This is a genomic window from Curtobacterium sp. AB7 (genome assembly GCF_044909335.1).
Lineage (GTDB): Bacteria > Actinomycetota > Actinomycetes > Actinomycetales > Microbacteriaceae > Curtobacterium.
The window spans coordinates 136,330-160,128 of record NZ_JBIYED010000003.1; the positions used below are offsets into that span (position 1 = coordinate 136,330).

At 70.5% G+C, this 23,799-nt stretch carries 21 protein-coding genes and 2 tRNA genes; 7 read left to right on the plus strand and 16 right to left on the minus strand.

What is annotated here, in order from left to right; all coding sequences use genetic code 11:
* Positions 1 to 61: 61 nt before the first annotated feature.
* Together ABH929_RS09175 and ABH929_RS09180 are read right to left on the minus strand one after the other, a co-directional pair.
* Entirely contained in the window at positions 62 to 988 is a 927-nt protein-coding gene (locus ABH929_RS09175; RefSeq protein WP_404560956.1) for an alpha/beta fold hydrolase, read from the minus strand.
* A 53-nt stretch (positions 989 to 1,041) separates the two neighbouring features.
* Complete coding sequence (locus ABH929_RS09180; RefSeq protein WP_111085695.1) at positions 1,042 to 1,530, minus strand: peroxiredoxin; 489 nt, start codon at positions 1,528 to 1,530, stop codon at positions 1,042 to 1,044.
* Between the two features lie 241 nt (positions 1,531 to 1,771).
* On the opposite strand from ABH929_RS09180, the gene aceE reads away from it, so the two are divergent.
* The 6 genes from aceE to ABH929_RS09210 all read left to right on the plus strand — a co-directional run bounded on the left by aceE (position 1,772) and on the right by ABH929_RS09210 (position 9,528).
* Positions 1,772 to 4,516, plus strand: coding sequence for a pyruvate dehydrogenase (acetyl-transferring), homodimeric type (gene aceE / locus ABH929_RS09185; RefSeq protein ID WP_404560957.1), 2,745 nt, complete (start codon positions 1,772 to 1,774; stop codon positions 4,514 to 4,516).
* A gap of 37 nt (positions 4,517 to 4,553) precedes the next feature.
* Positions 4,554 to 5,768, plus strand: a complete 1,215-nt coding sequence (locus ABH929_RS09190) for a CdaR family transcriptional regulator (RefSeq protein WP_111085717.1) — start codon at positions 4,554 to 4,556, stop codon at positions 5,766 to 5,768.
* Between the two features lie 78 nt (positions 5,769 to 5,846).
* A complete protein-coding gene (locus ABH929_RS09195; protein WP_404560958.1) occupies positions 5,847 to 6,788 on the plus strand; it encodes an ACP S-malonyltransferase in 942 nt (313 codons plus the stop codon).
* Positions 6,785 to 7,789: a beta-ketoacyl-ACP synthase III gene (locus tag ABH929_RS09200; RefSeq protein WP_111085698.1), complete on the plus strand. Its 1,005-nt coding sequence runs from the start codon at positions 6,785 to 6,787 to the stop codon at positions 7,787 to 7,789. Before ABH929_RS09195 ends, ABH929_RS09200 begins: the two co-directional genes overlap by 4 nt.
* Positions 7,790 to 7,951: 162 nt before the next feature.
* Entirely contained in the window at positions 7,952 to 8,200 is a 249-nt protein-coding gene (locus ABH929_RS09205; protein ID WP_017886710.1) for an acyl carrier protein, read from the plus strand.
* 83 nt (positions 8,201 to 8,283) lie between these two features.
* A complete protein-coding gene (locus tag ABH929_RS09210; protein WP_123292578.1) occupies positions 8,284 to 9,528 on the plus strand; it encodes a beta-ketoacyl synthase in 1,245 nt (414 codons plus the stop codon).
* Between the two features lie 168 nt (positions 9,529 to 9,696).
* On the opposite strand, the gene ABH929_RS09215 is transcribed toward ABH929_RS09210, so the two are convergent.
* From ABH929_RS09215 to ABH929_RS09240, 6 genes are all read right to left on the minus strand, one after another.
* Entirely contained in the window at positions 9,697 to 10,197 is a 501-nt protein-coding gene (locus ABH929_RS09215; RefSeq protein WP_235035923.1) for a DUF3145 domain-containing protein, read from the minus strand.
* A 170-nt stretch (positions 10,198 to 10,367) separates the two neighbouring features.
* Entirely contained in the window at positions 10,368 to 11,198 is an 831-nt protein-coding gene (locus ABH929_RS09220) for a DUF1684 domain-containing protein (protein ID WP_404560959.1), read from the minus strand.
* Entirely contained in the window at positions 11,195 to 12,322 is a 1,128-nt protein-coding gene (locus tag ABH929_RS09225) for an AI-2E family transporter (protein WP_404561125.1), read from the minus strand. Before ABH929_RS09225 ends, ABH929_RS09220 begins: the two co-directional genes overlap by 4 nt.
* 7 nt (positions 12,323 to 12,329) lie before the next feature.
* Positions 12,330 to 12,404: transfer RNA gene (locus tag ABH929_RS09230), tRNA-Ile, on the minus strand.
* Between the two features lie 10 nt (positions 12,405 to 12,414).
* Complete coding sequence (locus tag ABH929_RS09235) at positions 12,415 to 13,626, minus strand: glycosyltransferase (protein ID WP_404560960.1); 1,212 nt, start codon at positions 13,624 to 13,626, stop codon at positions 12,415 to 12,417.
* A 142-nt stretch (positions 13,627 to 13,768) separates the two neighbouring features.
* Entirely contained in the window at positions 13,769 to 14,680 is a 912-nt protein-coding gene (locus tag ABH929_RS09240) for a DMT family transporter (protein ID WP_181437562.1), read from the minus strand.
* A 39-nt stretch (positions 14,681 to 14,719) separates the two neighbouring features.
* On the opposite strand from ABH929_RS09240, the gene def reads away from it, so the two are divergent.
* Positions 14,720 to 15,295, plus strand: coding sequence for a peptide deformylase (gene def / locus ABH929_RS09245; RefSeq protein ID WP_404560962.1), 576 nt, complete (start codon positions 14,720 to 14,722; stop codon positions 15,293 to 15,295).
* Between the two features lie 17 nt (positions 15,296 to 15,312).
* Here def and ABH929_RS09250 read toward each other — a convergent pair whose 3' ends face one another.
* The 8 genes from ABH929_RS09250 to ABH929_RS09285 form a co-directional block, all read right to left on the minus strand.
* Positions 15,313 to 15,801, minus strand: a complete 489-nt coding sequence (locus tag ABH929_RS09250) for a hypothetical protein (RefSeq protein ID WP_205462251.1) — start codon at positions 15,799 to 15,801, stop codon at positions 15,313 to 15,315.
* Between the two features lie 90 nt (positions 15,802 to 15,891).
* Positions 15,892 to 15,964: transfer RNA gene (locus ABH929_RS09255), tRNA-Asn, on the minus strand.
* Between the two features lie 126 nt (positions 15,965 to 16,090).
* The gene (locus ABH929_RS09260; RefSeq protein WP_404560963.1) at positions 16,091 to 17,092 is read right to left on the minus strand and encodes a D-isomer specific 2-hydroxyacid dehydrogenase family protein; all 1,002 of its coding nucleotides are present in this window, start codon (positions 17,090 to 17,092) and stop codon (positions 16,091 to 16,093) included.
* Positions 17,089 to 18,018: an ATP-binding cassette domain-containing protein gene (locus tag ABH929_RS09265; RefSeq protein WP_205462250.1), complete on the minus strand. Its 930-nt coding sequence runs from the start codon at positions 18,016 to 18,018 to the stop codon at positions 17,089 to 17,091. Before ABH929_RS09265 ends, ABH929_RS09260 begins: the two co-directional genes overlap by 4 nt.
* Positions 18,019 to 18,166: 148 nt before the next feature.
* Positions 18,167 to 19,855, minus strand: a complete 1,689-nt coding sequence (locus tag ABH929_RS09270) for an ABC transporter ATP-binding protein (RefSeq protein WP_404560964.1) — start codon at positions 19,853 to 19,855, stop codon at positions 18,167 to 18,169.
* Complete coding sequence (locus ABH929_RS09275) at positions 19,852 to 20,859, minus strand: ABC transporter permease (RefSeq protein WP_205462249.1); 1,008 nt, start codon at positions 20,857 to 20,859, stop codon at positions 19,852 to 19,854. Before ABH929_RS09275 ends, ABH929_RS09270 begins: the two co-directional genes overlap by 4 nt.
* A 2-nt stretch (positions 20,860 to 20,861) precedes the next feature.
* Positions 20,862 to 21,938: an ABC transporter permease gene (locus tag ABH929_RS09280; RefSeq protein ID WP_205464439.1), complete on the minus strand. Its 1,077-nt coding sequence runs from the start codon at positions 21,936 to 21,938 to the stop codon at positions 20,862 to 20,864.
* A gap of 117 nt (positions 21,939 to 22,055) precedes the next feature.
* Entirely contained in the window at positions 22,056 to 23,687 is a 1,632-nt protein-coding gene (locus tag ABH929_RS09285; protein ID WP_404560965.1) for an ABC transporter substrate-binding protein, read from the minus strand.
* Positions 23,688 to 23,799: the final 112 nt, after the last annotated feature.

The window sequence follows — 23,799 nt, forward strand, 5'->3', positions numbered from 1 at the left end:
ACGACGACCGCTTTGTCGCGCGGGGGCACGCACCGATCGAGCGCATCGGGGCCGGACGCGGTCAGGCGAGTGCGAGCTCGCGCGCCACGGCGTCCGGGTGCTCGACGTGCGCGAAGTGTCCGCAGTCGTCGAGCAGCAGCGTGCGGACCTGCGGCACGAGCTCCCGCAGGGCCTCGAGGTCCGAGACGCGCGCGAACACGTCGTCGCGCCCGGCGATCGCGGTCACCGGGCACGTGATCCCCCGCCAGCGGCCGAGGTCGTAGCCCGCAGCGGTCCGTGCCGCGTCCGTGAACCGGGTCGGCCGGAGTTCCTGGACGAAGGCGTCGAGCACGCTGCGGTCGAGCTGCCGGACGTGCGTGAACACCGGCGCGGCGAGCAGCGGCAGCACCCCGACGCGGGACAGCGCCCGGAGCATCGGGCGCCCGGCCTCGCCGGTGATCGACAGGCCAGCACGCAGCAGGGTGAACGCCGGCAGCGTCCGGAGCCCTCGGAGCCGGTGCCGTGCGGCGTCCGCGGTCGCGACGGTCGTTCCGGACACCAGGGCCACCGACCGCACGAGCCGTGGCGCGACGACCGCCAGGTGCATCCCGACGAAGGCACCCATCGAGTGCCCGATGACGTCGACCGCGGTGGTGTCGAGCCCGTCGAGCACCGCGGTCAGCGCGACCGCGACGTCGTCGAGGTCGAACGGGTGCTCCGGAGCCGGGGACGAACCCCAGCCCGGCAGGTCGACGAGCACCAGGCCACGGTCACCGACGCCGTGCGCCGCGGTCAGCAGCGGGGTCCACGTCGACCACGAGCCCGCGACGCCGTGCAGCAGCAGGAGCGGGTCGGGACCCGCGCGGTGGTGCACCACGACGGGCCCGGCGGGCGTCAGGACCTCGGTGCGCCGGAGGTGCCACGCGGCGGGCGTGGGCGACACCGGGTAGGGGGCGTAGGCATCGGAGGTGACCACACGGTCTTGCGCGTCCGTGTCGATGGCGTGCACCGGGCCTCCTGTCCGCTGTCGACGCGGATGCGTCGCAGGAGGGATTCGGAACGCTAGCCGACCGGGACGGGTGCGGTGCAGGCGGCGAGGCGGTCGAGCGCTGCCTTGTACTCGGCGACGTCGCGCTGCAGGCCCGGCTCGGTGATGATCGACGCCTTGATGCGGCCCTGCACGTCGATGACGAAGGTCGCGCGGGTGGCGAAGCCCTTGTGCTCGAGGAAGACGCCGTACTCCTTCGAGACGGCGCCGTGCGGCCAGAAGTCGGCGAGGAGCTCGAAGTCGTAGCCGTTGAGCTCGGCGAAGGAGCGGAGCGTCGCCTTGGAGTCGACCGAGATGCCGATCAGCTCGACGCGCTGGTCCTGGAACATCGCGACGTTGTCCTGCAGTGCGCAGAGCTCGTTCGTGCAGTTCGACGAGAACGCGAGCGGGAAGAAGACGAGTGCGACCGGGCGGTTGCCGCGGAAGTCGCTGAGTCGGACGTGCTCACCGAACTGGTTCGGGAGCTCGAAGTCCGGCGCGAGAGAGCCGATCTCGAGAGCCATCGGGACGTGTGCTTCTTCCTCGGGTGTGGGGTGTACCCGTCGGGTCCGTGCGCACGCGGGTCGCGTGTGCACGATCGGCCATGCTACGCCGACCGCACCCGAATGCAAGCACCCGCCACGTGCACCGCACCATCAGCATCACCGTCGGTGCTGGGGCCTAGAGTGGACGGGGCCCCATCCGGTCGTGACCCGACCACCGGAGCCACCATGTCCACCACCACGAGAACGAACGAGGTCAAGGGTGACGGTGAACGACCAGGACCCGTACAGCACCGGGGCGAACGACCAGGACCCGCAGGAGACCGCCGAATGGCGTGAGTCCCTCGACGGATTGGTCCAGGCCCACGGACACCAGCGCGGTCGCGAGATCATGCTGAGCCTGCTCAAGCGGTCCAAGGAACTGCACCTCGGTGTGCCGATGGTCCCGACGACGGACTACGTGAACACCATCGCGCCGGAGAACGAACCCGAGTTCCCCGGCGACGAGGAACTGGAGCGCCGGTACCGCCGGTGGATCCGCTGGAACGCGGCCATCACGGTGCACCGCGCACAGCGTCCGGGCATCAGCGTCGGCGGCCACATCTCGACGTATGCGTCGAGCGCCGCGCTGTACGAGGTCGGCTACAACCACTTCTTCCGCGCGCAGGACCACGCGTCCGGCGGCGACCAGGTGTTCTTCCAGGGCCACGCCTCCCCCGGCATGTACGCCCGCGCCTACATGGAAGGGCGTCTCGGCGAGGACCAGCTCGACGGGTTCCGTCAGGAGAAGTCCCACGCCGGCGGCGGCCTGTCGTCGTACCCGCACCCGCGCCTCATGCCGCACTTCTGGCAGTTCCCGACCGTGTCGATGGGCATCGGCCCGATCAACGCGATCTACCAGGCGCAGCAGGCGAAGTACCTCACCAACCGCGGCATCAAGGACGCCTCCGACCAGCAGGTCTGGGCGTTCCTCGGCGACGGCGAGATGGACGAGGTCGAGTCGCGCGGACAGCTCCAGGTCGCCGCGAACGACGGCCTCGACAACCTGAACTTCGTGATCAACTGCAACCTGCAGCGGCTCGACGGTCCGGTGCGCGGCAACGGCAAGATCATCCAGGAGCTCGAGGCGTTCTTCCGCGGTGCGGGCTGGAACGTCATCAAGGTCGTCTGGGGGCGTGAGTGGGACGACCTGCTCGCCCGCGACACCGAGGGCGCGCTGCTCAACCTGATGAACCAGACGCCGGACGGCGACTACCAGACGTACAAGGCCGAGAACGGCGCGTACGTCCGCGAGAACTTCTTCGGACGCGACCCGAAGGCGCTCGAGCTCATCGAGGGCTACAGCGACGACCAGGTCTGGAACCTCAAGCGCGGTGGCCACGACTACCGCAAGGTCTACGCCGCGTTCAAGGCCGCGACCGAGCACAAGGGCCAGCCGACGGTCATCCTGGCGAAGACGGTCAAGGGCTACGGCCTCGGCCCGAGCTTCGAGGGCCGCAACGCGACCCACCAGATGAAGAAGCTCACGCTCGACAACCTCAAGCAGTTCCGCGACGAGATGCGCATCCCGGTCACCGACGCGCAGCTGGAGGAGAACCCCTACACGCCGCCGTACTACCACCCCGGCAACGACGACGAGGCGATCCAGTACATGCACGAGCGTCGTCAGGCGCTCGGCGGCTACGTGCCGGAGCGTCGCACGAAGTACACCTCGATCACCCTGCCCGAGGACTCGAAGTACCAGGTCGTGAAGAAGGGCTCCGGCAAGCAGGAGATCGCCACCACCATGGCGTTCGCCCGACTGCTGAAGGACCTGCTCCGCTCCCCGGACTTCGGCGACCGCGTCGTCCCGATCATCCCGGACGAGGCGCGCACGTTCGGCATGGACGCCTACTTCCCGTCGGCGAAGATCTACAACCCGAACGGCCAGCACTACACGTCGGTCGACCGCGAGCTCCTGCTGGCCTACAAGGAGAGCCCGCAGGGCCAGATCATCCACGTCGGCATCAACGAGGCGGGCGCCCTGGCGGCGTTCACCGCGGTGGGCACCTCGTACTCGACGCAGGGCGAGCCGCTCATCCCGGTCTACGTCTTCTACTCGATGTTCGGGTTCCAGCGCACGGGTGACGCGATCTGGGCGGCGGGCGACCAGATGACCCGTGGCTTCATGATCGGCGCCACCGCCGGTCGCACCACCCTGACGGGTGAGGGCCTGCAGCACGCCGACGGGCACTCGCTGCTCCTCGCGACGACGAACCCGGCCGTGGTGTCGTACGACCCCGCGTACGGGTACGAGATCGGGCACATCGTGCAGGCCGGCCTCGACCGGATGTACGGCACGAACGAGGACGGCTCGCCGAAGCACAGCGACCCGAACGTCATGTACTACCTGACGGTCTACAACGAGCCGATCGTCCAGCCGGCCGAGCCCGAGGGCGTCGACGTCGACGGGATCGTCAAGGGCATGTACCTGCTCAAGGCGAGCGAGCACGACGGCCCGAAGGCCCAGCTGCTCGCGTCCGGTGTGGCCGTGCCGTGGATCCTCGAGGCGCAGCAGCTCCTCGCCGAGGACTGGGGCGTCTCGGCCGACGTCTGGAGCGTCACGAGCTGGGGTGAGCTGTACCGCGACGGTCTCGACGCGGAGCAGCACGCGTTCCTCAACCCGAACGAGTCGCCGCGCACGCCGTACGTCACCGAGCGCCTGCTCGCCACCGAGGGGCCGGTCGTCGCCGTCAGCGACTTCATGCACCAGGTCCAGGAGCAGATCCGCCCGTTCGTGCCGACCGACTACGCCACGCTCGGCGCCGACGGCTTCGGCTTCTCGGACACCCGTCCGGCCGCTCGCCGCTTCTTCCACATCGACGGCCCCTCGGTCGTCGTGCGGACGCTGCAGCAGCTCGCCCGCCAGGGCAAGGTCGACGGCGCACTCGTCCAGCAGGCGATCGACAAGTACCGCCTGCACGACGTGACCGCCGGCACCACGGGCAGCGCGGGCGGCGAGAGCTGATCAGCAGGTGACACCAGTCCAGCCGGACACCGAGGGCCTGTCGAAGGCCCAGAGCCAGGAGAGCGCGCGCGAGCGGGCGCTCTCCTGGCTCCGTCAGGTGTCCGGAGAACTCTCCACCGCCACGATCAAGCGGCTCGAGGACACCCTCCCCTGGTACAGCGAGATGCCGCCGGGGCGGCGCTCCGCCGTGGGCCTCGTCGCCCAGGCGGGCATCACCTCGTTCATCAGCTGGCTCGAGGGCACCGCGTCGACGCCGTGGATCGCCGCGGCCGACGTCTTCGGTTCAGCCCCGCGTGAGCTGCTGCGCTCGGTGAGCCTGCAGCAGACCCTGCAGCTCATCCGCGTGGTCGTCACGGTGGTCGAGGAACGCGCCGCCGACGACGAGATGCTGCAGGAAGCAATCCTGAAGTACTCGCGGGACATCGCCTTCGCGGCGGCGGACGTCTACGCCCGGGCGGCCGAGGCCCGCGGGCTGTGGGACGCCCGACTCGAAGCGCTCGTGGTCGACTCGATCCTGTCGGGCGAGTACGACGACGAGCTGCCGTCCCGCATCGCGGCCCTCGGGTGGCACGGGCACGGTGAGGTCGCGGTGCTCGTCGGCACGGCGCCGAAGCAGCTCGAGGTCGACCAGGTCCGCCGCACCGCCCGCCACATGGACGCCGACGTGCTCGTCGGGGTGCAGGGCTCGCGGCTCGTCGTGGTGATCGGCCGCTCCACCCCGCGGGACGACGTGCCCGAGGGCGAGGACCCGGTCTCGTTCACGGCCATCGCGCAGGCGCTCGAGCCGCTGTTCGGCGAGGGCCACCTGGTGCTCGGCAACGAGGTCCCCGGAGTCGTCGACGCCTCGACCAGCGCGAAGGCAGCCCTCGCCGGGTTCGCCGTCGCACGGGCATGGCGCGGGGTCCCCCGTCCGGCGCTGGCCGACGACCTGCTGCCCGAACGCGCGCTGGCCGGCGACCCGCTCGCCCGGTCCGCCCTGGTGCAGCGCATCTACGTGCCGCTCAAGGACCAGTCCACCGAGCTCCTGCAGACCCTGTGGTGCTACCTGGACACCGGGCGGTCGCTCGAGGCCACGGCGCGCGAGCTCTTCGTGCACCCGAACACCGTCCGCTACCGCCTGCGCCGCGTCGCGGACATCATCGGGTGGGACGCCACGCACGCTCGGGACGCCCTGATCGTGCAGTCGGCCCTGATCCTCGGCGCGATGTCCGAATCGGCCACGGGTCGTCGCCGGATCACCCCACGCCGGTAGGGAACCGACAATGTCACGCGGGGTTTCGTGTGGGAAGCCCACACGGGCCCCGCGGTGCATGAGCGACAGGATTGTCCGGTGATCGTCGTCGTCGCGCCCGGACAGGGCTCCCAGACCCCCGGCTTCCTCGCCCCCTGGCTCGAGGACGCCGCCGTTCGTGAACGTGTCGGGCAGTGGTCCGAGTCGATCGGGGTGGACCTCGCCGCACACGGCACCACGTCGGACGCCGACACCATCAAGGACACCGCACTCGCGCAGCCCCTCATCGTCGCCGCCGGTCTCGTGACCGCCGACGCACTGCTGGCCGACGGCCGCCGTGCGCTCGTCGGTGGGGTCGCCGGGCACTCGGTCGGCGAGTTCACCGCCGCCGCGGTCGCCGGGGTCCTCGAGCCGACCGACGCCGTGTCGCTCGTCGCCGAGCGCGGCCGGGCCATGGCGGACGCCGCTGCCCTCGAAGCGACCTCGATGGCCGCTGTGCTCGGTGGCGACGCCGACGCGGTCGCCGCAGCACTGCAGTCCCACGGGCTCGTCCCCGCGAACCACAACGGTGGCGGCCAGACCGTCGTCGCCGGTACGGCCGCCGGCATCGCCGCGCTCGTCGCCGACCCGCCCGCCAAGGCCCGCGTGATCCCGCTCGCGGTCGCCGGTGCGTTCCACACCCACTTCATGGCCCCCGCCGTCGAGCGCGTCGCCCCGGTCGCCGCAGCCGCCACGGTGCACGACCCGACCCTGCCGATCTGGACCAACGCGGACGGTTCACGGGTCGAGGACGGTCGCCGTTTCGTCGACTCGATGGTCCAGCAGATCGCGAGCCCCGTGCACTGGGACGCCGTGATGGAGTCGTTCGCGGCCGCCCGCGTCACCGGCATCATCGAGCTCGCGCCGGCCGGCGCCCTGGTCGGGCTCGCCAAGCGCGGCCTGCGCGGCACGCCGTCCGTCGCCATCAAGACCCCCGAGGACCTGCCCGCAGCGATCGACCTGCTGCAGCGCGCGGACCAGGAAGCAGACGCCACCGCATGACCGAACGTCCCGCACTCTCCCAGCGCCGCGGCCACGAGTTCACCCGCATCCTGGCCTTCGGCGCCGCCCGCGGCGAGAACGTGGTGCCGAACGACGACCTGGTCGGCCCGATCGACTCGTCCGACGAGTGGATCCGCCAGCGCACCGGGATCATCACGCGCAAGCGTGCCGGCAAGGACGTCGAGGCCGTCGACCTCGCCGAGACCGCCGCGCGCGAGGCGATCGAGAAGGCCGGCCTGTCCCCCGACCAGATCGGTGTCGTGCTGGTCAGCACCGTGACGCACACCGTCGCGACCCCGTCGATGGCGTCGCTGCTCGCCGAGCGGATCGGCGCGACGCCCGCCGCCGCGTACGACATCAGTGCCGCCTGTGCCGGGTACGCGTACGGCATCGCCCAGGCCGACTCGTTCATCAAGTCCGGCCTCGCCGACCACGTCCTGGTCGTCGGTGCCGAGAAGCTCAGCGACGTCGTCGACCCGACCGACCGCTCGATCTCGTTCCTGCTCGGTGACGGTGCCGGCGCGGCCGTCGTCGGCCCGAGCGACTTCCCCGGCATCGCTCCGACCATCTGGGGCTCGGACGGCTCGAAGTGGGACGCCATCGGCATGACGGCGACCTACAACGAGTGGGAGGCCGGCGCGCCCCGCCCGACCATGCGCCAGGCGGGCCAGACAGTCTTCCGCTGGGCCGTGTGGGAGATGGTGAAGGTCGCCCGCGAAGCGCTCGAGACCGCCGGTGTCCGACCGGAGGACCTCGCGGCGTTCGTGCCGCACCAGGCGAACATCCGCATCATCGACGAGTTCGCGAAGCAGCTCGGCCTGCCCGAGTCGGTCACGATCGCCCGTGACATCACCACCACCGGCAACACCTCGGCCGCGAGCATCCCGCTCGCCACCCACCGTCTGCTCGAGGAACACCCCGAGCTGTCCGGCGGGCTCGCCCTGCAGATCGGCTTCGGTGCCGGGCTCGTGTTCGGTGCCCAGGTCGTCGTGTTGCCCTGAGCCCACCCGGCGATCGCGAGCCCAGCCACCCGGCGAACCCGAACCCACCCGGCCGCGCATCCCGCGCGACCAGCGACCACCCCGACGAGTCTCCGGGCGCGAGCACGCTGCGTGCCCTAGGCTGGTCCACGGTCAAACGACACCCCCCTCAAGGAGAAACTCATGGCCCTGTCCAACGAAGAAGTCCTCGCCGGCCTGGCCGAGCTGATCAACGACGAGACCGGTATCGCCACCGACACCGTCGCCGCCGACAAGTCCTTCACGGACGACCTCGACATCGACTCCATCTCGATGATGACCATCGTGGTCAACGCCGAAGAGAAGTTCGACGTGAAGATCCCGGACGAAGAGGTCAAGAACCTCAAGACCGTGGGCAACGCGGTCGACTACATCGTCAAGGCCCAGGCCTGACACGAGCTTCCTGAGCGCCGCGGCCAGCGGTCACCGTCGGCCGCGGCGCTCATCTTGTTCCCCAACGAAAGAACCGTCGTTCCATGACCAAGAAGACCGTCGTCGTCACCGGGATCGGTGCGATCTCACCCCTCGCCGCGACTGCCCCGGAAACGTGGGACGCGCTGCTCGCCGGCAAGTCCGGCATCACCCGCATCGAGGACCCGCGCTACGCCGAGCTCGAACTCCCCGTGGAGTTCGCCGGCCAGGCACGTCGGTTCCTCACCGACCAGCTGACCCGCCCCGAGTCGAAGCGCCTGGACCCCTCGTCGCAGCTGTCGCTCGTCGCAGCACGTGAGGCGTGGGCCGACGCCGGCATCGACGCCGAGTCCGTCGTCCCCGAGCGCCTCATCGTCGACTGGGCGACCGGCATCGGTGGCGTGAACACCCTGCTCGACGCCTGGGATACCCTGCGCGAGAAGGGCCCGCGTCGGGTCCTGCCGATGACGGTCCCCATGCTCATGGCGAACGGTCCGGCCGCTGCCATCGAGATGGAGTTCGGCGCCCGTGGCGGCGCCCGCACCTACCTGTCGGCCTGCGCCTCGTCGACCGAGTCCCTGGCCGAGGCGTACCGCCACGTCGCCGACGGTGACGCCGACATCGTCATCACCGGTGGCGCCGAGGCCGCACTGCACCCGCTGCCCCTGGCTGCGTTCGCGGCGATGCAGGCCCTGTCGCGCCGCAACGACTCCCCCGAGACCGCGTCGCGTCCGTACGACGTCACCCGTGACGGCTTCGTCCTCGGTGACGGCGCCGCGGCGCTCATCCTCGAGTCGAAGGAGCACGCCGAGGCCCGCGGTGCGACCATCTACGCCGAGGTCGCCGGCGCCGGCATCACCTCGGACGCGTTCCACATCACGGCACCGGACCCCGAGGGCAGCGCAGCCGCCCGTGCGGTCCTGCAGGCGCTCGACCACGCCGGTGCGAGCCGCGAAGACGTCGTGCACGTCAACGCGCACGCCACCTCCACGCCGGTCGGCGACGTCGCCGAGTACCACGCCATGCGTCGCGTCTTCGGCGACCACCTCGACGACATCGTCGTGTCGGCGACCAAGGCGTCGACGGGCCACCTGCTCGGTGGTGCCGGTGCGATCGAGGCCGCGTTCACGGTCCTCGCGCTGCACAACCGCGTCGCGCCGCCGACGATCAACCTCAACGACCAGGACCCGGAGATCGTCATGGACGTCGCGCGCGAGCCGCGCGCACTGCCCGACGGCGACCTGCTCGCGGTGAGCAACTCGTTCGGCTTCGGCGGCCACAACGCCGTGGTCGCGTTCCGCAGCGTCTGATCCGTCGCACCCTGCCAGGAGGCCCGTCCCGCGTCGTCGGGGCGGGCTTCCGTCGTTCCGGTGCCGGTCGGAGTGCCCGGCACGAGTCTCGCAGTGCGCGACACCTCCCGCGCGGCGGGCCGCGAGGACTGTCGCACAGGCCGAGACTCGGCCAGCGCGGCCCGAGTCTCAGCCGACGCGGTGCAGCCAGACGACGGGGTTGCCCTCGGCCGCGTGGCGGAAGGGCTCGAGCTCGTCGTCCCAGGCCTGTCCGAGCGCGAGCCGGAGCTCACGGTGGAGTTCGAGCGCGTTGCTCCCCGCGACCTCCATGGCGTAGCGGACGCGGTCCTCGGGGATGACCATGTTCCCGGTCACGTCGGTCTGCGCGTAGAAGACACCGAGGTCGGGCGTGTGCATCCAGCGGCCGCCGTCGGACTCGGTCGTCGGTTCCTCGGTCACCTCGTAGCGCAGGTGCTCCCAGCCGCGCAGCGCGGAGGCGATCGCGGCACCGGCACCGACCGCACCGGTCCAGGTGAACTCGGTCCGCCGGGCACCGTCCTGTGCCGGCTGGTCGAGCCACGAGAAGTTCACGGCACGGTTCATCGCGCGACCTGCTGCCCATTCGACGTGCGGGCAGAGCGCGCGGGGTGAGGAGTGCACGTAGAGCACTCCTGTCGTCGTTCCGTTCACGGTTCCTCCGATACGTCAGGTGCGACTTCCCCATCGACCTGGTGCGGAGGATCCGAGCGGCTGCGAGCCACGGAACCATTCGGTATGCGATTGTGATGTCCCGACAGGACACGCCCATTATGCAGCGTTCCGGCTGGGAACGGCAAGGACCCCGCCGAGCGCGATCCGGTTCAGTGCAGGACGGTGCCTGCGGAGTCGACGGGGTGCCGTTCCCCCGCCGTGATCGGCACGGGCACGCGGTTCTCGGCCGGCGGGATCGGGCAGGCGAACTGGTACGAGAACGCGCAGGGCGGCAGCACGAGCAGGTTCCAGTCGAGCTCGACCGTGCCCGCGGTGCCGGGGTCGTCGAGGTACAGGAAGCGGCCCATCGAGTACGTGCTGCCGGGGTCGTCCTCGGCGAGGGCGCTCGTGGTGTCCTGCACGATCAGCTGCAGTCGCGGAGCTCCCCGGAACGCCGCAGACCGGACCGCGACGAACCGCACGGTCGTGCTGTCGACGGCCGTCTCGATGTGCCCGGCGACCGGCAGGGCGTCGCCGGCGGCGTCGAGGACGCTGCCACGGGCCTCCTGGCCGTCGCCCGCACCGGCGGCCAGCGGGACGTACGTGCCGGAGAGCACCCAGTCGTCGGACCGGTCGAACCGGGCGATGCGCGCGAAGCGCTGGATCGGTTCCGCGGCGGGGTCCCAGACGCGCAGCGTCGAACCGGAGACGGTGCCCGCGAAGCCGTCGGGGAACGCGACGGCGGACGGGACCACCGCGGTGTCACCGGCGACGAGCACCGTGCCGTCGACCGCGACGCCGTCCACGACGACGCCGTCGGTGGCGGCAGCGGTCACCGTGAGGCCGCCGACCGTGGGCGCCCAGGTGCCGGGGACCGGCCACACCGGCTGCGGGTGGTCGACGTGCTGGGCGTTCACGAGGGCCAGCGGGCCACGAGGACCGCGTGCCCAACGATCACGTTCGGCGACGTGGTCGGCGAAGCCGGGGGCGGCGTCCGTCACGCCTGCTCCTGGCGCGGGTAGATGACCTTCTGCACGATGATGATGATCGACGCGGCGACGGGCAGGGCGACCAGGGCGCCGAGCACGCCGCCGATCGTGCCTCCGGCCACCGCGGCGATGACCACGAGGGCACCGGGCACCTGCACGGCACGCGACATGATGCGCGGCGAGATGAGGTACGCCTCGACCTGCATGTAGACGAGGTAGTAGATCGCCGCGGCGAGTGCTGTGGCGGGCGACGCGAACAGGCAGAGCAACGAGATGACGACCGCGGCGCCGAGGGTGCCGACGAGCGGGATGAGCGAGCCGAGGAACGCGAACGACGCCAGCAGCACCGGCAGCGGCGCACCGATGATGAGCAGGAACACCAGGCTCAGGATGCCGTTGATGAGCGCCTGCGACACCTGGCCGACGACGTACCGACCGACCGCCTGCGTGATCTGCTCGCTGACGTCGATGAAGTTCTCGCGGCGGGACGCCGGCACGAACCGGTACGCCGCGCGCTTCATGCCCCGCATCGACGCGAGGAAGTAGAGCATCAGGATGAGGACGATGAGCACGCCGGTGAGCCCCGACAGGATGCCGCTGCCGACCGCCAGGATCCCGCCGCCGACGCTGAGCAGGTTGCCCGGGTTCTCGACGAACGACTGCACGGACTCGAGGGCGTGGTCGATGTCGAACGACCCGGCGAACTGCTTCGACAGGTCCTGTACCCACTGCTGCTTCGAGATGTCGTCGACGACCTCGGGGAAGTTCTGGATGAGGTTCGTCGCCTGCTCGACCAGGATCGGGACGACCGCGAAGACGACCGCGGCGAAAACCCCGAGGACGCCCACCACCACGATCGTGATCGCAGCCCACCGCGGGATGATCCGCTCGAGGAACGACACCAGCGGGTCGATGCCCAGCGCGAGGAACAGCGCGACCCCGATGTAGACGAGGACGGTGCTGAGCTCGCCGATGATGGTGCCGGCGAGCAGCGCGACGAGCACACCGATGGCACCCATGAACCCGATGCGGAAGGCGTTGACGCGCACGCCGGTGCCGCCACGGGTCACCTCGAACGTCACGTTCGGCGTCGGGCTGTGGTCCTCTTGCTGCGGTGTGTCGCGCTTTCTCGGCAGGTGCACGTAGGGCGGGCGGGACTTGAACCCGCGAATCGTTCGGTTATGAGCCGACTGCCTTGACCAGCTTGGCTACCGCCCCTCGACGACCGTCAGGCCACCGGTTCCCCACGATACAGCGCCTCGAACGTCGTGAGCGTGCGGTTGATGTCGTGTGCCTCGATCATGGCCGTACTGCGCTCCCGCATGGCCGTGTACTCCGCGTCCGACGCCGTGAGCACCGCCTCGAGCTTGGCGGCGAGGTCGTGCTCGTCGCCGGGGGTGAACAGGTACCCGTTGCCGTCGATCAGGTGGGGCAGCGCCATCGAGTCGGCGGCGACGACCGGCAGCCCGGACGCCATGGCCTCGAGCGAGGAGATGCTCTGCAGCTCGGCGGTGGAGGGCATCGCGAACACCGTGCCGTTGGTCAGGGCCGTGCGCTTGGCCTCGTCCGAGACGAACCCGAGGAAGCGGACGCGGTCCTCGAGCCCGAGCTCCTTCGCCAGGGCGCTCAGCTTCGGGATCATCTCGCCGTCGCCGACGATCGTCAGGGTCGCCGCGAGCGAACCGGGCAGCAGCGCCACGGCGCGCACGAGCACGTCGAGGTTCTTCTCCGGCGCCACGCGGCCGACGAACACGATGTCGTTGCCCACCGGACGCCCCTCGCGCGCGACGTACCGCGACGCGTCGATCCCGCACGAGATCGCGAGCACCCGCTGCCCGGCGATGGCCTTGCGCAGGTAGTCGGCGGCCAGGTTCGTCGGCGTCGTGATGGTGTCGGCGAGCCGGTAGGTCTTCGCGGCGTCGCTCCACGCGATCTTCAGCGCGATGGGCAGCGTCCACTTGCCGAACGGCGTGTACTCGAGCAGGTTCTCGGGCATGAAGTGGTTCGTCGCGACGACCCGGATGCCGCGCGCGTTCGCCTCGGGGACGATCCCGCGGCCGATGACGACGTGCGACTGGATGTGCAGGACGTCGGGCTTCACGGCGTCGAGGATCGGGCCGGTCCACTTCTTCACGCTCCACGGCCACACGAAACGGAGCCAGGCGTGCAGCGGCCACTTGTACGACTTCAGGCGGTGCACGACGAGCGTCACGCCCTGGTGCTCCTCGTCGAAGGTGCCGTAGTTGCGGCTCGAGGCCGGGGCGACGACGTGGACCTCGTGCCCGCGCTCGGCCAGGCCGACGGCGAGCTGCTCGGCGAAGGTGGCGGCGCCGTTGACGTCCGGCGGGAAGGTGTCCGCGGCGATCAGGATGCGCAAGGGTCGGTGTCCGCCCGTCGCACCCGTCGATTCGGCGGTGGCGGTGGTGACGTCTCCTGACACGGCTGGCGTCGTCCTCTCGTGGGCGATTGCTGGTCGGACTGCCGACGGTACCGCACCTGGTTCGGCGGCCGCGTCAGCCGCGCGGAGGACCCCGTGGTACCGCGGGGTGACGCGGCCCGCGCGGCCCCCGCGGCCGGCGCGGTCAGGCGCGGGTCTGCGGGTGGTGCTTGGCGAGCAGGAACACCCCGGTGATGGCGATGCCGGCCGCGACCACGAACCCGGCGACCGCACCCCACGGCGCCCCGGATGCTTCGTCGAGGACGACCACGCCGATCCCGACGGCGACGATCGGGTCGATCACGGTCAGCCCCGCGATGACGAGGTCCGCCGAACCGGCCGAGTACGCGTTCTGCACGAAGTACCCGCCGAGCGACGCCGCGACGACCACCCCGATGATCGCCAGGACCGTCAACCAGTCGAACGTGCCGTTCACGAACCGGTTGAGCACGACCTTGGCGAGCGTCGCGACGAACCCGTAGAGGATGCCCGCGCCGACGATGTAGTAGAGCGCGCTCTTGTGCTTGGCCACGAGTCGGAACGACACCAGCACCAGCACGAGCACCACGGCCAGGATGATCAACACGGTCACCAGCTGCTGCCGGGTGATCGCGCTCTCGTGCCCGACGAACGCCGCGATGCCGACGAAGATCGCGACACCGATGATGCACGTCCACACCGCACGCTTCGCCCGACGGCCCAGTGGCACACCCGACGACCGGGAGGAGAACCACGTGGTGATCACGAGCGCGACCGCCCCGAGCGGCTGCACGACGATGAGCGGCGCGTACGTGATGCTGATGAGCTGCAGCACGACGGCGATGCCGAGCATGAGCGTGCCGAGCACCCAGTAGCCGCTCGAGACCAGCCCGACGACGTGCCGGACGCTCAGTCCCTTCGACTGGCGCCCCAGCCGCGCCTCGACCCGCTGCACGCCCCGGCTCTGGAACTGCGCTCCCAGCGACAGGAACACCGCACCGATGAGCGCCACGGGGATCATGAGCGCCTGGAACGGCGTGAGGTTCACTGCGTCCGGCAACTGGAGGTCCGTCGTCACGCGTCGAGGCTACCGTCCACCGCCGGATAACCTGGGTGAATGGCCGTTCTCCCGATCCGCATCACCGGCGAACCCGTCCTGCACGAGCGTGCAGCCGAGGTCACCGAGTTCGATGACGACCTCCGTTCCCTCGTCGCCGACATGTTCGAGACCATGGACCTCGCCCCCGGCGTCGGGCTGGCCGGACCCCAGGTCGGCGTCGGCAAGCGCCTGTTCGTGTACTCGTACACCGACGACGACGACGTCCTGCACCGTGCCGCCGCCGTGAATCCCGTCCTCTGGATCAGCCCGCCGGTCCCGGAGTCGGTCGACGAGCTCGACGAGGACGACGAGTCCGAGGGCTGCCTGTCCGTGCCGGGCGAGCGCTTCCCGCTCCGACGCTCCGGCAGCGCACTGCTCCGCGCGTTCGACGAGCACGGCGAACCGTTCGAGGTCCGGGCCGACGGCTGGCTCGCGCGCATCTTCCAGCACGAGTACGACCACCTGGACGGCTGGCTCTACGCCGACCGCCTGGTGCACCCCTACGCCAAGCACGTCGCCAAGGCCATCCGCAAGAACAGCTGGGGCGGCCCCGGCCAGTCGTGGCTGCCGGGTCGCGACCACCCCGAGGGCTGACGGCCAGGAGGCCCGGCTCAGCTCCGGTACGTCGACAGCGCGTCGCGCAGGTGGTCGGTCTCCGGGTGCCCCGGGCAGTACTGCAGGAGGCCGGCGGCGACGTGCGCTGCGCCGTCGTCGGCCACGGCCGACGTCCACGGGTCCGTGCCGGTCACGGCGCAGGTGCTCGCGAGCTCGACGAGGGTGGCGTCACCGCGGGTCGCGTCGACCGCGGCCTGCTGTTGCGTCGACGGCACCGAGCCCGTGAGCCGCTTCGCGGTGCACGAGGTCCGCTCGTCCTCCCACACCGCCGAGTACGTCGTGTAGGTCTCGCGGTCGCCGTCGTCGCACACGAAGGCGAACACGACCGGCGAGGCGCCCGAACCGAGCCCGGTCTCCGAGCTGGTGGGTTCCTCCGACGAATCGGTGTCCGGTCCGGCACCGCTGCACCCGACCAGCACGGGCGCGATGACCGCCGCGAGCAGCGCGCCGACGAGCACGGCGCGGGGCGGACGGGATCGGTGCACCTGTGAACGCTAACAGCAAGCACCGTGCAGCAAGCACCGAGCAGTGCCGAAACGCAGAAGACCCCCACCCGAGCGGGTGGGGGTCTGTTGCTCCCCGAGTTGGACTCGAACCAACAACCTGCCGGTTAACAGCCGGCTGCTCTGCCAATTGAGCTATCGAGGATCACTGTCCGCTGGCGAATGTCGTGCGAACAACGGGTAACAGCATAGCAGCACCGCAGGGCCCCTCACCGCATCGGACACGCCGCCCGGGCGCGCCGCGGTGCGGACCCCGGTGCAGCGCCGTCCCTCAGTACCCGGCGACCGGGTCGACGACGCCGACGAAGCCCTCGCCGCCGCCGTCGAGGAACGCCGTGGTGTTGAGTCGCACCCGCTCGGCGAGCAACGGCGCGACCATCTCCGGGGTGTCCGCCTGGTGCGGCGTGATGACCGCGCCGGGCTCGGACCAGAGCGGGTGGCCGTCGGGCAACGGCTCGGGGTCGGTGACGTCGAGCCCTGCGGCGGCGATCGCACCGGTGCGCAGGGCCTCGACCAGCGCGTCGGTGTCGACGAGTCCCCCGCGGGCGATGTTGACGAGCCGGGCGGACGGCTTCATGATCGCGAACTGCCGCTCGCCGAAGAGCTTCGCGGTGCCCGAGGTCATGGCCGCTGCGATCATCACGACGTCGGCGTCCGGCAGGACGTGATCGAGCTGGTCGGTGGTGACGGTGCGCGATGCGCCGTCCACCGGGTCGGCCGAGCGACGCACCACGGTGACGTCGACGTCGAACGGGGCGAGCAGGCGGATGTACTCGAGCGCGATCCCGCCGGCGCCGATGACGACGACGTTCCGGCCGTAGAGCGACACGCCCTCGGGCTCGGTCGCCCACGAGTGTGTACGAGCGCGCTTCTGCAGGACCCGCAGCGTCCCGAGCGTCAGCGCCAGGGCGTGCTCGGCGACGGGCTCCGCGTACGCGCCCTTCGCCGAGGTGAAGAGCACGCGGTCGCCGTGTTCCTGGATGAGGTGCGCGAAGGCGTCGACCCCGGCGAACGGCAGCTGCACCCAGCCGATCCCCGGAGCGGCGTCGAGCGCGTCCGCCAGGCCGGACGGGTCGCGGGGGTCCAGCCAGACGAGCCCGCGGGTGTCCGCGTCGAGCGGCGCGACGGTCCCGCCGGCCTCGGTCACCGCGGTGACGTGCAGGTCGGTCGGCTCCGGCAGCACGGCGACGGGGCCGGGCTGGGGCGCGTCGATCGGCAGCGGGGCGCCGGAGGTGGGGACGACGGCGCGGTGGCCTCGGGTGGCGGTGCTCACGGGTTCTCCTGTCGGTCCGTGCGGGGGCCGGTGCCGGCGGCGACCGGTCGGCGTGGCGCCGTCGAGCGGCGCGGGGTGGTGGGCGCCGGGCGACGCTTCACGCCGCGGGCCGCGGTCGCCGCCAGGGTCTTGACGTAGGGGTCGACGGGGTTGTCGAGGACCTCGTCGAAGGTGCCGAGGCCGACCAGCCGGGCATCGGCCATCACGGCGACACGGTCGGCCAGGGCGCCGGCTTCGCGCAGGTCGCTGGACACCACGACGGCGGAGAACTGCCGGTTGCGCTGCAGGGTCGCCAGGGCCTCGAGCACCGACTGGCGCACGAGCACGTCGACGCCGCGAGCGGGTTCGTCGGCGACCAGGAGCTGGGGTTCGAGCACGAGGGCCCGCGCCAGGGCGACGCGCTGCCGCTGCCCGCTGGAGAGTTCCCAGGTGTTCAGCCGCATCACGCCGAGCGGCAGGTGCACGGCGTCGACCAGGCGCGCGACGATCAGGCCCGCCTCCTTGCGGTCGAAGCGGCGGTCGCGCTGGTAGATCGGCTCGGCGATGGCCTCGCCGACGGTGAGGTCCGGGCTGAGCCGGTCGGCGCCGTCCTGCGGCAGGTAGCCGATCCGGCCGCTCAACCGCTCGAGCTTGCGGGACGAACCGCGCAGCCCGCGGGTCTTCTGGCCGAGGACGGTCAGTTCGCCCCCGACGATGTGCCGGCGCAGCGCACCGTCACCCTCGCCGTGCGACCCGAGCTGCCCCGCGATCGCGGCGGCGAAGGTCGACTTGCCCGACCCCGACTCACCGAGCAGTGCGAGGATCTCGCCCTGCCGCACCGTCAGGCTGACCCCGTCGACGGCTCGGATCGACTCGGACCCCCGTCCGCCCCGGTACTCGATCGACACGTCGTCCGCGACGACCGCCGGTCCGTTGACCGCGATCATGGGTCCCCTTCCACGCCGCCCCCTGGCGGCGGTTCGCGACGGACCGCGCTGGCAGGACCGTCGTGCGTACAGCTGTGGAGCCGACCGTCCAGGAGGCCCGGCGTGCGTCGACGACGCAGGACGGGCCTCCTGGGCGGGTGACGTCGGGTCAGGACCCGGCGTTCTCCAGTTGCTCCAGCGTACGCCGTCGCTCGGCCTGCTCCGCAGGGTCCGGCACCGGGAGCGACGCCAGCAGGCGCTGCGTGTACGGGTGCTGCGGGGCGCCGAGGACCTGCGCCGTCGTGCCCACCTCGACCAGGTCGCCGCGGTAGAGCACGGCGATCCGGTCGGACAGCGCGCCCACGACCGCCAGGTCGTGGCTGATGAACAGCGAGGCGAAGCCCAGGTCCTGCTGGAGTTCGAGGAAGAGCTCGAGCACGCGGGCCTGCACCGACACGTCGAGCGCACTCGTCGGCTCGTCGGCGATGAGCAGCTTCGGTCGGAGCGCGAGCGACCGGGCGAGCGAGGCACGCTGGCGCTGCCCACCGGAGAGCTCGTGCGGGTAGCGGTCGCCGTACGCCTTCGGCAGCTGGACCGCCTCGAGGAGTTCGTCGACCCGCGCCCGTGCTGCACGCGGACTCGAGACCTCCTTGTGGACGACCAGCGGCTCGGCGACGCACTCGGCGATCGTGAGCAGCGGGTTGAACGACGTCGCCGGGTCCTGGAACACGAACCCGATGTCCTTGCGCAGGTGCTTGAACTCACGCTCCCGGTAGCCGAGCATCTCGGCGCCGAGGACCTTCAGCGAGCCGCCGGTGACCTTCGTCAGTCCGGCCATGGCGCGACCGATCGTGGTCTTGCCGGAGCCGGACTCCCCCACCAGCCCGAGGACCTCGCCGGGACGGATCGCCAGGTCGACGCCCTTCACGGCGCGGAACGCGGGCGAGCCGAGGCGTCCGGGGTACTCGATCTCGAGCCCCTTCGCCTCGACCAGCGGGGTGACGTCCTCGGTGATCGCGGCGCGGCGGGCGGTGCCCGTCGACGCCTCGAGTCGGGGCACCGCCGCGAGCAGCCGCTTCGTGTAGTCGGCTTGCGGACGCGCGAAGAGGTCCGTCGCCGATGCCTCTTCCACGATCTCGCCCTGGTACATGACGGCGACGCGGTCGGCCAGGTCGGCCACCACGCCCATGTTGTGGGTGATGATCACGATCGCCGTGCCGAACTCGTCGCGGCAGCGGCGGAGCAGGTCGAGGATCTCGGCCTGCACCGTCACGTCGAGCGCCGTGGTCGGCTCGTCGGCGATGATCACCGACGGCTCGAGGGCCAGGGCACTCGCGATGACGACCCGCTGCTTCTGGCCGCCGGAGAACTGGTGCGGGTAGTGGTCGACGCGGGTCTCGGGGTCGGGGATGCCGACGCGGCCGAGGTAGTCGATGGCCTTCGCCCGCGCTTCCTTCTTGGACATGCCGCCGTGGGCGCGCAGCCCCTCGGCGATCTGCCACCCGACCGTGAAGACCGGGTTGAGCGCGGTCGACGGCTCCTGGAAGACCATCGCACCGGCGGTCCCTCGCAGGCTGCGGAGCTTCTGCGCGCCGACGGTGACGACGTCGGTGCCGTCGAGCAGCACCGCGCCGCCGAGCGTCGCCGTCTCGGGCATGAGCCGGAGCATGGCGCGAGCCGTGACGGACTTGCCGGATCCGGACTCGCCGACCAGGGCGAGGACCTCGCCGGGACGGACGTCGAGGCTGACGCCCTTCACCGCGTCGACGGCGCCGCCGTCGGTGGCGAACGTGACGGTGAGGTCGTCGACGACGACCACGGGTGCGTGCTCGTCCTGGGTGACTGCTGCGTTCGTCATGCGCCGGTTCCTTCCGCGCGTGCTGCCGTGTCGCGCGCGTCGCGCGTGGACACCAGTTGCTTCAGCCGTCGGCGCGCACGCAGACGGGGATCGGAGATGTCGTTGAGGCTCTCGCCGATGAACGTCACACCGAGCACGAGCACCACGATGGCGACACCCGGGTAGACACCGGTCCACCAGACGCCGCTCGCGACGTCGGACAGCGCACGGCTCAGGTCGTAGCCCCACTCGGCGCCGGACGTCGGCCCGATGCCGAACCCGAGGAAGCCGAGGCCAGCCAGGGTCAGGATCGCGTCGCTGGCGTTGAGCGTCAGGATGAGCGGCAGGGACCTCGTCGAGTTCCGCAGCACGTGGCGGATCATGATGCGCCACGGGTTCGTGCCCATCACGCGCGCCGACTCGACGAACGCGTCGTTCTTCAGGCGCACGGCCTCGGCACGGACCACCCGGAAGTACTGCGGCACGTAGACGACGGTGATCGAGATCGCCGCCGCGATGATGCCGCCCGAGTAGCTCGAGTTGCCACCGGAGATCACGATCGACACGACGATCGCGAGCAGCAGCGAGGGGAACGCGTAGATCGCGTCGGCGACCACGACGAGGACCCGGTCGAGCCAGCCGCCCAGGTAGCCGGAGACCAGGCCGAGCAGGACGCCCACGATGATCGACACGACGACCGCGACGATCACGACGAGGACCGCGGTCCGGGCCCCGTAGATCACCCGGCTGAACACGTCGAACCCGCCGACGGTGGTGCCCCAGACGTGCTCGGCGCTCGGTGCGCCGGTACGTGGGAAGCTCTCGCCGTCCGCGCCCTGCAGCTGGCCGAAGCCGTACGGGGCCAGGAGCGGCGCGAAGACCGCGACGAGCAGGTACAGGGCGCAGATGACCACGCCGACGATGAGCATGGCGCGCTGCCAGCCGGTGCTCTTGCGGAGCTGGACCACCACGGGCAGCCGCTTCCAGAGCGGCTCGTGGCGGTCGACGAGGGTGGTGTCGGCCATCGTCAGAACCTCACTCTCGGGTCGATCAGGGCGGCGACGACGTCGACGATGAAGTTGGTCACCGCGACGATCACCGCCAGCATCGCGACGATGCCCTGGACCGCGACGAAGTCGCGGGCCGACAGGTACTGGTTGAGCTCGAAGCCCAGGCCGCGCCACCCGAAGGTGGTCTCGGTCAGGACCGAACCGCCCAGCAGCATCGCGATCTGCAGGCCCATCACGGTGATGATCGGCACGAGGGCGGGGCGGAACGCGTGCGTCCGGACCAGCCGCGACTCGCGGACGCCGCGGGAGCGGGCCGCGTCGACGTACTCGGAGCCGAGCGATCCGATCATGTTCGCGCGCACCAGGCGCAGGAAGATGCCGGCTGTCAGCAGCCCGAGGGTCAGCGCCGGCAGGACGGCGTGCTGCAGCACGTCGCCGATGACCGCCGCGTTGCCGGTCCGGAGCGCGTCGATGATGTAGATGCCGCTCGCGCCGGGGATGCCGTCGAGGATGAGCTCCACCCTGGTCGACGCGCGGTCGCCGAGCGGCAGCCAGCCGAGCCACACCGAGAAGACGAGCTTGAGCAGCAGACCGCCGAAGAACACCGGGGTCGCGTACGTCAGGATCGCGAGGGCACGGAGCAGCACGTCGGGCCACTTGTCGCGCGTGTACGCGGCCAGCATGCCGAGCGGGATGCCGAGCACGAGCGCGACGATGAGGGCGTAGAAGACGAGCTCGGCGGTCGCGCCGCCGTACTGCAGGATGATCTCGGTGATCGGCCGGTTGTCGGTCGACGCGTTGCCGAAGTCACCGCGCAGGATGCCGCCGAGGTACTCGAAGTACTGCACGAGCACGGGACGGTCGTACCCGGCGGCGTGCAGGCGTTCCTGCAGCTGCGTCGGGGTGAGTCGGCCGCCGACCGACGCGGTGATCGGGTTCCCGATGACGCGCATCAGGAAGAACACGAGCGTCACCAGGATGAAGACGGTCGGGATGATGAGGAGGAACCTGACGAGGACGTACCGGCCGAGTCCGCCGCCACTGCTCTTGGCACGACGTTGTGCCTGCGGCTTGGTCGGATCGGTGCCGTTCACGTCCTGGGTCGCCTCGGGGGTGCTCAGGGTCACGGGGAGGGGTGCCTTTCATGCCGGTGCGCAGGCACGCGGGCGTTCCTCGTGGGAACGCCCGCGGCCTGCGCGAGGGGCGTGGTGCTACTTGCTGAGGGTGGCGTACCGGAACTTGAACGAGGCGTCGAGGGTCAGGCCCTTGACGTCCTTGCCGGCGACGGCGACGGACTTGCCCTGCAGCAGGGGCAGCGTCGAGATCTGCGATGCCTCGCGCTCCTGGGCCTGCTCGATCAGGTCGGCACGCTTGTCCGGGTCGGACTCCGCCTGCTCCTTCGCGATGAGGTCCTGGATGACCGAGTCGTCGTAGTGGTTCTGGACGAAGTTCTCCTTGGTGAAGAACGGCGACAGGTAGTTGTCGGCGTCGGAGAAGTCCGGGAACCAGCCGAGCTGGTACTCCGGGTACGCGTCCTTCGTGCGCTCCTGGGCGTAGGTCGTGTAGACCGTCGACTGGATGTTGACGGTGAACAGGCCCGAGTCCTCGAGCTGCGTCTTCAGCAGCGCGTACTCGTCGTCCGAGGCCGAACCGTAGTGGTCGGGCGCGTACTGGATGTCGAGCTGCACCTTGCCGGAGACACCGGCGTCGGCGAGGGTCTTCTTCGCCTTGTCGACGTCGGGGCCACCGTCGCCGTCACCGTACATGTCCTTGAACGGCTGGACCGCACCGGTGAGGCCGTCCGGCACCATCGAGTACAGCGGCGTGAAGGTGTCGTTGTAGACCTCCTTCGCCAGGGCGGCACGGTCGACCACGTCAGCAGCGGCCTGGCGGACGGCGAGGGCCTTCGCCTTGTCGGCGTCGTCCTGACCGGTGCCGAACGGCTGCGTCTTGAAGTTGAAGACCACGTAGCGGATCTCGCCGCCGGGGCCGTCGGTGACCTTGAGCTTGTCGTCCTTGCGCAGGTCCGAGATGTCGGTCGGCGTCAGGGAGCGGTACGCCACGTCGACGTCGCCCTTCTGCACGGCGAGCTTGAGGTCGGTCTCCTTGGTGTAGTAGTTGGCCGTCACCTCGGACGTCTTCGCCTTGCCGAGCAGGCCGTCGTACTTCGGGTTGGTCTTGTACTGGATCAGCTGGTTCTCCTTGTAGGAGCTGATCTGGTACTGCCCGGCGAACGCCTTGCCCTTGACGATGTCGTCGGCGCTGGTGAGCTTCGTCGCGCTGAAGACGTCCTCGTCGACGATCGGGCCGGCGGGGCTCGAGAGCACCTGCGGCCAGGTCTGGTCGGCGTGGTCGAGGTTGAACACCACGGTCGTGTCGTCCGGGGTGTCGATGCTCTTGAGGTTGGCCAGCAGCGACTGCGGGCCGTTCTCGTTGTTGATCTTGAGCTCGCGGTCGAACGAGAACTTCACGTCGCTCGAGGTGAGCTTGTTGCCGTTGGCGAACTCGAGGCCGTCCTTGAGCGTGACCTCGTACGTGGTCGGGCTGGTGAACTCCGCCTTCGTGGCGATGTCCGGCTCGACGTCCGGGCTGCCCACGGGCGTGTTCATCAAGAACGGGAAGACCTGGTTCTGCACGGCGAAGGAGCCGTTGTCGTAGGAGCCGGCCGGGTCGAGGGACGTGATCTTGTCCGTCGTCCCGATGCTCAGGCCGTTCAGCTCGGTGTCGCTCACGCTGCTGCTCGCGCAGCCGGTCAGCACCAGCGCCGTCGCTGCTGCTCCGGCGCCGAGCGCGATGCCGCGCCTGCCCCACGTGGCTGTGTGCTTCTTGAACACGGATGCCATGTTCGATGCCTCTCTTGAAGATGGGTGCAAGTGTCCTGGCCGGCGGGTGGTACGTCTGTGTGCCCGGCCAGGAACGCTCATTGGTATCACCCTGTCACGGAACAGATCGAAC